The following is a 9,558-nucleotide window of genomic DNA, read 5'->3' on the forward strand; positions in this document are numbered from 1 at the left end:
TATATCAAGTTTATATAGACAACACTTTATATTTAGTGGTGAACAGCACATCTCCGTCATTATTCTTATCCACACTGAAAGGTATCAGTTTCTCTTCTCCCGGAGCCAGTTCATAATGCACATTCTCTCCTGTCTTCTTACCTCCAACGTACATTTCTATCTTACCAGTATCCATCAGAGTACCATTGTTCTTAACAGATACCCAGATTGTCTTCTGATTTTTCAGCAAGTTCTCTTCAACTTTGAACAATGACAAACCGAAATCTGCGGCAAATTCATGAGTATATTCAAGCATACCGGACAATCCTTTCTTTGCATCCGCATAACCTACACTATCTTTTATACGGTCTTTTGCCACATACTGAGGGCTAACTCCGCCGACTAATATCTTAAACTCTCCTTTCTCTACTACTCTGTCCATACGATCATTGAGTAATGAGAGTTCATAAGGTGTCAGTTCAAAAGAAACTATCTTTGACTCACCCGGTTGCAGATGAACACGAGTGAAATCTTTCAGCTCTGTAATACGCGTTTTCACGCTGGCATACATATCAGTTATATACAACTGAACAACTTCGTCTCCGGCACGTTGCCCCACATTCTTCACAGTTGCCTGTATTGCAACATTACCATTATCCTTTTCCTGTATCTTCAAACCGGAATATTCAAAAGAAGTGTAGCTTAAACCATATCCAAAATAATAAAGAGGATAAAATTCCATGTCTGAATACTCATAACGACGACCGGAAGTCTTAAAGTTATAATACAGAGGAAGCTGACCTACATGACGCGGGAACGTCATCGGTAAACGACCGGCAGGATTATAATCACCGAACAGCACATCAGCCGTAGCCGGACCACCTTCTTGTCCCGGTAGCCAGTTAACAAGAATAGCTTTACACAGTTCTGACGCCTTAGACAAGTTGTAAGGACGGCCTGCCTGAAGAATTAAGATTACAGGTTTGCCGGTTGCACAAACGGCTTCCAATAATTCCTGTTGCTTACCCGGCAAAATCAGAGTGGCATAATCATGGTTTTCTCCGGAAGTCTTGTAAACATCTGTCGTTGATTCACTGGTAGAGCAATCTCCCAAAACCAACACTACTACATCCGACTGAGAAGCTGCTTTCACTGCCTTGGGAATATTCGTCCCATTCGAACTTGTAAAATCACAACCTTGTTCATAAACCACCTTTGTCTGCTTACCCACCGCTTGTTTGATACCTGTCAATACAGATTTCAACTGACCGGGTAAAAGTTTGGGAGTATAGTCACCCGGCTGGAGATCATCTGCTCCGGGACCTACTACAGCAATCGTACGCATATCTTTAGCCAAAGGCAATATGTTATCTTTATTTTCCAGCATTACAATAGATTCGCGTGCTGCCTGACGTGCCATTTCTTTATGGCTGTCTGAGTTCCATCCCGGATATATCTTATTCCAGTCCAAAGGTTTATTCGGTGTCTTCTCAAACAGTTCGTTACGGAACATCATACGCAGCATGGTGCGACAAACCTCATCCAGGTTTTCCATATTGATACGTCCGTCTTTTGCAGCTTGTATCACCTCTTTGTCATTGTAAGTATCACCACAATTGGTAGCGATGCCTGCCGCCAGAGCCTGATTAGCGGCTTCTATCTTATCTTTTGCTGTATAATGTTTACGGGCAGTCAGATTACCGATAGCACCGCAGTCACTCACAATAAAGCCGTCAAATCCCCATTCCTCACGCAGAATACTATGCAATAACTCTCTGCTTTTAGCAACCGGCACACCTAGATAATCAGAATAAGCCATCATTACAGATTGGCAGTCATAGTTGCGAATCACATGACGGAACGGAACCAGATGCACCTCACGCATTTCACGTTCGGACAAACCGATATCATGGGAATCACGTCCGCCCAGGGGGGCGCCATGCCCACCAAAATGTTTCGGAGTAGTAAACAAGCCTTTAGATTGATATCCTTTAATCCAGGCTCCACCAATTTGTGATACCAGCACAGGGTCTTCACCAAATGTCTCCTCACAACGTCCCCAACGTGCATCCTGTGCCACATCGAGTACCGGAGACCATGCCTGCATAGTACCTGCTGCAAGAGTTTCGTCACCAACAGCCATAGCAACATCTTCTGTCAGTTTCTTATTCCAGGTGGCTCCCATTGCCAATGCTTGCGGAAAAATAGTAGCACCGCTACCGTATGAGAACCCATGCACCGCTTCTACTTTTGTAATGGGCGGTACATATAAATGAGGAATCCCCGGGATCCCCCATCCTTCACGAATTAATTCCATCTTATCTTCCGGAGTCATTACACTCAGCAGACTTTCCACACGTTCTTCCACCGGAAGCGTCGGATCCATATAACGAAGAGATGTTTTCTCTCCTTTTCGGTCTTTCAGCACTTTATCTGCCAAAAGTACCGCTACCTCTTTCACCGAAAAAGGTTTCACACGGCTATCGCCTTTAAATGCCAGTCGAACGTGAGCACCGTATTTAGGTGAAAACGTGACCTGCATTTCTTTCGCACTACCCTTCACCTGATAGTCTACCGGAACTCCCAGATTCATCGGATCATAAGTAACAAATACACTCATCAGTTGCTTCAGTTCTTCCTTTGATACACCCTGCATCTGAAGGTTAAGTTCACACACATCACCAGGAGTCTGTATGGTAAACATCAGCCACTGGTCCGCCTTCAGATCCTGACCATTCACTTCCCACATCGTTTTCGGATCTTTATCAAAAGCCAGCGAGGCTTTCTCCAGTTTGGTTGATGCCGACACTGATAAGATATCACTTGGCTGTTGAGCCATTATAAAAGAGCAGGACAATATACCTGCAAAAAGAAACAAGTGCTTTTTAAAATTCATACTATCAGATATTAATTTTACTCTGTTTGATGTTGCAAAGTAAACGGTAACCTATTAATAAAACAGTGAAACTATAATTAATGAAACATTAAAATCCGCTTAATGAGGCTCTTTAAGCGAAAAAGAGAAGTCCTCCCCGAAGAATTGTATAATTTAGTAATTGCTTTTCACCGAAAAATATTACTTTTGTCCAAGCTAATACTTCATTAAGGAACTTCAGAATGAAAAAGACACTATCTATATTCTTCCTTTTATCTATATGCTTGAACTCAATAGCCCAGCTTCCTGAATATGGCCTGCATATCCAGTCCTACCCACTTCAGAACTCCGAGTTCACCAGTATGGCATTAGAAGATGGAAAGCCCATAGATACCAAAGGAGAAAAAGTCACCCTGAACTTTAACCTTTGGATCAGACCGGATAATGTATTCGGAACCGTGTTCCGAATTATTACAAATGACAATAAAAATATAGATTTAATGTACAGCGTGGGTGAGAATGACAGGCGTTTCCCCATTCTGGTCACCGGAGATGCCGTACATCCCATCCAAAAAGAAGCAAGACGTGAAACCTGGGTTTCAGTCAGCCTGACTTTTGACCCCAAAGACGGGAATATAACAGTACTTTACGACAGCACACAAATTAATGTCAACTATCCGGCATTAATAGGTGCACAAGAAATACGCATTGCTTTCGGTTATTGTCCTTTCGAAGATTTCGTGTTAGATGATGTAGCTTCCGTTAACCTGAAAGATATCAGTCTGAAACGCGGGAACCAGGAAATCCGTCTATGGAAAATGGCGCGTCATAATGGAGACATTTGTTATGATGAAACATCTCATAAGCCCGCTTCCGGCAAGAATACACAGTGGATTATCGACCAATACATTACTTGGAAGAAAATCTATTCACAACATTTTGCCACCTCTCCTTCCATTGCGTTCGATCCCACTGTCGCCACGTTCTATATAGCCAACGATAATAAGAGACTATACGTTTTTCACGCAGATGAAAAAATGACAGATTCCATACGGGTGAAAGGTGGAGAATTCGTAGCAAACTATCCGAACCAGCTTATCTACATCCCCCAACGCCATCAGTTACTATCCTACAATCTGAATGAAAATCTTTATTCGGCATTCGATTCTAATACCCAGAGTTGGAAAGGAACGCAGGCCCCCGTCGCGGAACATGACTATTGGAACAATACGCTCGTCTACAATCCCTCCAACTCCTCACTAATCAGCTTTGGCGGATATGGACATTATCACTATAACAATAGACTACTAATCAGTTACCCGTATGAAAACACACCGCAACGGTATATCAATCTGACTAATATCCATCCCCGGTATTCCTCCAGTTCCGCTCTTGTGGACAGTACACTTTATATCTTCGGCGGTCGTGGTTGTCCGTCCGGACGCCAGGAATTATCTCCCCGGAATTATTATGATCTTTATTCGGTCAACTTACTCACCCAACAGGTCAACAAACTATGGGAAGCCCCTCAAAATCCGGATGATGGTGACTTCCAACCTGGCGAGAATATGATTTATGACTCGGAAAAAGACTGTTTCTATTTCTTCTGTACACAATTAGGTGGTATCCTGATGAGAATCGATACAAAAACGCCACACTTCGAACCCATGTCATTGCCCATGGGGCTAAAATTCCCTGGACAATATCTATACAGTAATCTATATTATTCCCCAAAACAGAAGAAACTATATCTGGCTGTACACCAGGCCGAAGTCAGCGGAAAAGCAGATATAGACATCTATGAACTGAATTTTCCTCCTATTCCCGTTTCATCATTCAAACAGTCCGAAGTGTCTGAAGCCCAGACTGCCGGTAGCAATAAGCTCTATGTTTGGCTATGCATTATCGGAGGTTTGCTTGCTATCGGAATAGGAACTCTTTATTACAGAAAAAAGCGCACCATACTCGCCCGGAATGAGGAAAGTAAATCTCAGAAGACAAATGTGACCGACAAGGCTCCCAATACTCTCCAGGGACAAGAGAAGCCGGAAATCAAGATTGATATGCCTATCAACATGTCCGTCCCCACATTTCATAACTATGACTTCTCCAGGAAATGCATTTGTTTCTTTGGTGGTTTCCGTGTCATTGACAAGGAAGGGAATGACATTACATTTTCCTTTACCCCTACCCTCAAATACTTATTGATATTATTGATTCTTTATACGGGAAAAGATTCCAAAGGTATCATTGGAAACAAGTTGATTCAGTTGTTGTGGTATGATAAAACGGAAGAATCCGCTAAAAACAATCGTAATGTATATATGAGTAAGCTTCGCAGTCTGCTGGACAAAGTGGGTGACATCAAGATATTGAATCAGAATGGCTTCTGGAGCATACAATTTGAGAATGGCACCATTTGCGACTACCTGGAGGCTCTCCACTTATACAACAAGAACAATAGTCAGGATCTGGAAAAGCTATTGGAGCTGTTATTGCGCGGTATGATGCTTCCTAACATTGAGACTGATTGGATCGATACATTCAAGAATGATTTCTCCAATGACACCATCGACTTGTTATGCCGATTATTAAAGCAGGAGGATCTTTCGGACACGCTGAAATTGCAGATAGCGGACACCCTATTCCAGCATGACTACATCAATGAGGAAGCCCTCTGCATAAAGTGCCGCATTCTTTGCCAACAGGGAAAGAAAGGACTCGCCAAAACCGTTTACGATGCTTTCTGTAAAGAATATGCAGCTTCATTGGGAACTACATACAAATATTCCCTAATGGAAATCATTGATGAACAGAACAAGAACTAACGTACCGGTTGCTTCATCTCCAACGGCATTTCCTTACGCAACATTTTACCGGCCTGGCCCACCAGCCACAAATAATGATCACTACCAATGCCTTCCTCAATGGGCACAAATGTACTGGCACCTACGGGAACCTTTTTAGCACATTTAAAGATAGCCGTACCTTCATCTATCTCATCAAACATAGCTACATAAAGCATTTCCGCACCTTCCTTCAAAGCTCCGGACAACTGCTTCCAAAGGAACGAACCTTTGTTACGCGGTATCTGCACACTGTTCTCATGCCCCTTCATATTACGCCAGGAGAATCCTGGGAAAGCCAAAGGTGCATAATCCACTTTATTCTTTTTCGCCCACTCGATGTCACCTTTAATCAGTTTCTGATAACGAGGATACGAGTCTTCATTATACCGTCCTACAAACCAGGGCATCACAACATCACACCGTTTTATCAACTCATGCAGACGAGGGTCCGATTCGGTATCTCCACTCAATTCGCGCCAGTGTGTAGGCACTCCCAACATCACACTAAAGCCCTGTGCCTTCAAACCATTGATAATCTTTTCGGCTTCATCCAGACCGTAACGGCGGTGATCATTGAAACCTACTCCCCAGACCGTAACCAGCGGTTTTCCATTATGATACAGATAGGAGGGATTCTTGGCATGATCTTTCAAAGAATGACGTTTAGCCACATCGGCAATATCTTTTAGCAAAACATCCTCATCACCGGGACGCATACCACTTAAATCATACATAACACAAATGGCACGCTCATATTTATTGGCGGCTTTCATGGCAGAGTTCAAAACAGTATTGAAATGCTTCAAACCACTCTCACCACGGATTTCCCCGACAAAACGCTGCATAAACACACCATCCAATCCATATTCTTTCATCCATCTGAAATGAGTATCTACCGTAGACTCATCGTGCGAAGAGAAAGTATAAGCGGGCGTTCCGTCTGCAAACTTGAACTCCGTCTTATACAGTTTTTTATACTCCGACACTTCCGGCCAGAAGTCAATCGTACAAGAACCGGGGCGAAAGCCATCGTGTCCGGTATAGTGATACCACCCCCGATTGGCGCCATCATCAGGGGCATTAAACCACCCCTGATAACCGGCCATCACCAATCCTTTGTACGAATTGTACTGTTTACCGGCAGCCTGCGCCGTAATACCTATTGAAAACAACAAGCATACAATAAACCAATTTAATCTTTTTACCATAACCTATTTCTATTTCTTATTCGTAATATCGATTGTCAGAATGCTCTGTGCAATGTGTACTTTTCTCCCGGTTGTGTCTGTATATCATACTCATAAATCTTATACAAGAGAGGATATTGCGCCCTTAATCCGGCAGCGACCAGCGGTTCCTTAATAGCTCCGCGCTTCATCAACGGATTCGGATTATCCCCCTTCGCTTCCTTAAGACCTGTACCTTCCAACGGCACATACGAACGTATACGCAGATTGCCGCCAATGCGTGAAGTTACGGTAGCCGTAGTCAATTCACCGCCATCCCAATCCATGTCCACTTCAAAAGCACCGCGGGCTACCAGACCTTTTACGCTACCCTTGTTCCAATCCTGAGGCAAGGCGGGCAATAAATGTAAAGCCTCGTCATGACTTTGAAGTAACATCTCGGCTACACCGGCAGTGAAACCGAAGTTTCCATCAATCTGGAAAGGCGGGTGTGCGTCAAACATGTTCGGATAAGTACGTCCGTCAGGATTATCCTTTTCCACCAGCTTCAACATATTCTTGATAATCTTATAAGCATGATCACCGTCAAGCAGACGTGCCCACAGATTGATTTTCCAACCGATAGACCACCCCGTAGCCATGTCACCCCGATAGAGAAGTGAGCGTTTAGCTGCCTGGAAAAGCTGCGGATGCGCATAGGGGGAAATCTGGTTACTGGGATAAAGCCCGTATAAGTGGGAAACATGACGATGGTCATTATTCGGATCATCCACATCCGCCAGCCACTCCTGCAACTGGTTATGCTTGCCTATCTGCATAGGCGGCAAACGCTTAATCATGCTTTGCAGACTATCCCGATAGGAGGTATTAGCGGGATACAACAGTTGGGTAGCCGACAGTACGGAAGTCAATGCATCCAGCACAATCTGGGTGTCCATCGTACATCCGGCAGTAATCATTGTACCGGTTCCCGGAGGGCCCTGTTCGGGAGACATAGAAGGCGCACAGACCATCCAGCCATATTTAGGATGTTCCACCAGGAAATCCAGGAAGAAATCGGCTGCCCCCTTCAAAGCCGGATATGCTGTTTTCAGGAATGCCTGATCGCCTGTATAAAGATAATGTTGCCACAGATGTTGGCTCAGCCAAGCACCACCCAACGGCCAGACATACGAAGCACCATCCACAGGTCCGGCCATACGCCACAGATCCGTGTTATGATGTACGGTCCATCCACGGCATTCGTACAAGGTGCGTGCTGTGCCTTGTGCCGACTCTGACAATTCTTTCACCATCTGGAACAGCGGTTCATGCATTTCCGGGAGATTTGTCACTTCTGCCGGCCAATAGTTCATCTCCGTATTGATATTGATGGTGTACTTTCCATCCCACGGAGCCAATAGTTCATGATTCCAGATGCCTTGCAGTCCGGCAGGCTGTCCGCCGGGTTGCGAAGAGGATATAAGCAGGTAACGCCCGAACTGGAACATCAACGCCACCAAACCCAAATCTTTCCTTTCATTGAAATGCTTGATACGGTAAGATGTCTCCTCTTGACTGGAGGGGCCGATGTTCAGAGAGACACGTCCGAAAAGCTTTTGATAGGCTTCTTCATGAGCAGTAAGCGCCTGGGCATAAGGACGCTTCATGGCTTTTACCAGAAACTCCGTTGCCCGACGGGTTTCATTGGCACTTACATCTTTATAATTGACAAAGTTGGTTGCAGCCGTCACATAAATCACAGCAGCATCTGCACCTTTCACTTCGATGCAATTATTGGTGACATTGACTTTACCCTTCTCCGCCTTTATCTGTGTGCGGGTTTCAAAACGAATAGCTCCAGGAATGCCTTCGTGCGCAGAACCATGTCCGGACAACAGGAGGCTTTTGCCATTCTTCTTTATCTCGTACTCTTTATACGGGGTACTATATCTGGTTGTAAAATTGACTGCACCGGGTTTATCCGCCTCGATACGGATGATCAAAGCATTATCTACCAAAGAAGTGAATATGGTACGGGTATAATTCACTTCGCCTATCTTGTACCGCACGGATGCGACTGCCCGTTCCAAGTCTAAATCTCTGCGATAATTGGAGTAATCGGCATGTCCGTCAAATTCTAGCATCAAACTGCCAATCGTCTGGAAAGGCATGCCATGCTGCCCGGTAAAGAAGTTATCAGCCATAACCTTTTCGGCTTCCTTCTCACGTCCGGCAAAAATAAGTTCCCTGACTTTGGGCAATACACCGAATGCCTTCGGACTATCGTTGCGATGAGGACCACCGCCCCAGACAGTCTCCTCATTCAACTGTATCTGTTCGTTAACCACTCCGCCATAGACCATGGCGCCCAAACGTGAATTACCCAAAGGTAATGCTTCGGTCCATACTTTGGCAGGTTGCTGATACCAGAGTTTTAAGTCATCAGCTTTAGCCATCAAGCAGCAAGCACATACAATGCACAGACCTATCAAACGGTTTTTCATGATTCTTTAAGTTTATGTTTTCCGAATGCAAAGAAAAGTGCGACACATTAATAATATCAATGAAAAGACATTAATATCGACTTAAAATAGAATTAATAAGGATTAATGTCGAAAATAATTCATTTTTTTTTCGGTTATGAGTTAAATGATAAATAATCTTTTAGACGCGGATGACACGGATA

4 protein-coding genes are annotated in these 9,558 nt (G+C 44.1%); 1 reads left to right on the forward strand and 3 read right to left on the reverse strand.

Annotation, left to right across the window (positions count from 1 at the left end; translation table 11 throughout):
* Window positions 1-10: 10 nt before the first annotated feature.
* The gene (locus BACCELL_RS05575; RefSeq protein WP_007210630.1) at window positions 11-2,875 is read right to left on the reverse strand and encodes a glycoside hydrolase family 3 C-terminal domain-containing protein; all 2,865 of its coding nucleotides are present in this window, start codon (window positions 2,873-2,875) and stop codon (window positions 11-13) included.
* Between the two features lie 221 nt (window positions 2,876-3,096).
* Here BACCELL_RS05575 and BACCELL_RS05580 point away from each other — a divergent pair, with 221 nt between their 5' ends.
* Window positions 3,097-5,682, forward strand: coding sequence for a hypothetical protein (locus BACCELL_RS05580; RefSeq protein ID WP_007210631.1), 2,586 nt, complete (start codon window positions 3,097-3,099; stop codon window positions 5,680-5,682).
* Here BACCELL_RS05580 and BACCELL_RS05585 read toward each other — a convergent pair.
* Window positions 5,679-6,911 (reverse strand): glycoside hydrolase family 99 protein, encoded by a 1,233-nt coding sequence (locus BACCELL_RS05585; protein ID WP_007210632.1) that lies wholly within the window; start codon window positions 6,909-6,911, stop codon window positions 5,679-5,681. The genes BACCELL_RS05580 and BACCELL_RS05585 overlap by 4 nt on opposite strands.
* Before the next feature lie 35 nt (window positions 6,912-6,946).
* Entirely contained in the window at window positions 6,947-9,376 is a 2,430-nt protein-coding gene (locus BACCELL_RS05590; RefSeq protein ID WP_044153398.1) for a glycoside hydrolase family 95 protein, read from the reverse strand.
* Window positions 9,377-9,558: the final 182 nt, after the last annotated feature.

This window comes from Bacteroides cellulosilyticus DSM 14838, from assembly GCF_000158035.1.
Taxonomy (GTDB): domain Bacteria; phylum Bacteroidota; class Bacteroidia; order Bacteroidales; family Bacteroidaceae; genus Bacteroides; species Bacteroides cellulosilyticus.

Coding starts and splice junctions, on each gene's coding strand:
- BACCELL_RS05575 (WP_007210630.1), bottom strand. CDS start 2,875: ATGAATTTTAAAAAGCACTTGTTTCTTTTTGCAGGTATATTGTCCTGC.
- BACCELL_RS05580 (WP_007210631.1), top strand. CDS start 3,097: ATGAAAAAGACACTATCTATATTCTTCCTTTTATCTATATGCTTGAAC.
- BACCELL_RS05585 (WP_007210632.1), bottom strand. CDS start 6,911: ATGGTAAAAAGATTAAATTGGTTTATTGTATGCTTGTTGTTTTCAATA.
- BACCELL_RS05590 (WP_044153398.1), bottom strand. CDS start 9,376: ATGAAAAACCGTTTGATAGGTCTGTGCATTGTATGTGCTTGCTGCTTG.